This is a genomic window from Micromonospora musae (assembly GCF_003626635.1).
Taxonomy (GTDB): Bacteria; Actinomycetota; Actinomycetes; order Mycobacteriales; family Micromonosporaceae; genus Micromonospora; species Micromonospora musae.
The window spans coordinates 1-1,021 of record NZ_RAZT01000034.1; the positions used below are offsets into that span (position 1 = coordinate 1).

Consider the following 1,021-nt stretch of genomic DNA (forward strand, 5'->3'; position numbering starts at 1 on the left):
CTAGGTCGTGTCTCGAAGTCAGATGGCGCGTGTCGGTGATCGATAGATAGCGAGGTCTCCGGTAGAGGGTTCATCGACGAAGAAGAACCTGAATACCGGAGACCTCGTGGCCACCATAGCGGTGACGAGGCGGTTCGACCTGACCGACGCCCAATGGATGGCGTTGGAGCCGCTGCTGCCTGCGGGTAAGCGGCCGGGTCGACCGTCGCAGTGGAGTAGACGGCAGCTCATCGACGGGGTCCGGTGGCGGGTTCGTGTCGGTGCGCCGTGGCGGGACGTGCCAGCGTGTTACGGGTCCTGGCAGGCGGTCTACGCGCTGTTTCGCAGGTGGCAGCGGGCCGGGGTCTGGCAGCGGATCGTTACCGGATTGCAGGCCCGCGCCGACGCCGCTGGGCTGATCACCTGGGATGTCAGCGTCGACTCCACCATCGCTCGGGCCCACCAGCACGCCGCCGGCGCACGTCGATGCTCCCATCAGCAAGCCGAGCCGCCCGGTGGGGTCGTCACAGAGCCAGCCGACCATGCGCTCGGGCGGTCTCGCGGCGGGTGGACGACGAAGCTGCACCTGGCATGCGAGCAGGGCGGCAAGCCGCTGTCGATGCTGCTGACCGCCGGGCACCGCGGCGACAGTCCGCAGTTCGCCGCCGTGCTGGCCGGCATCCGCGTGCCCCGCCTCGGTGTCGGCCGTCCACGTATCCGTCCCGACCTGGTCATCGCCGACCGCGCCTACACCTCCCGCGCCAACCGCGCGTACCTACGCCGGCGTGGGATCACGGCGTGCATCCCGAGCAAGGTCGACCAGGACGCGCATCGCCGAGCCAAGGGTTCCGCTGGTGGCAGGCCACCCGCCTTCGATCCCGAGGTCTACCGGCAGCGTCACGCTGTCGAGTGCGGCATCAACCGGCTCAAACGCCATCGCGGCCTGGCCACCCGATACGACAAGCTGGCCGTCCGCTACGAAGCCACCATCCACGTCACCGCCATCAACGAGTGGCTACACGCACTTCGAGACAGGACCTAG

The 1,021-nt window shown here is 68.6% G+C and carries 1 protein-coding gene; it reads left to right on the forward strand.

The features are described 5' to 3' along the window. The first annotated feature begins 106 nt into the window (after window positions 1-106). Complete coding sequence (locus D7044_RS32075; protein WP_120691121.1) at window positions 107-1,021, forward strand: IS5 family transposase; 915 nt, start codon at window positions 107-109, stop codon at window positions 1,019-1,021.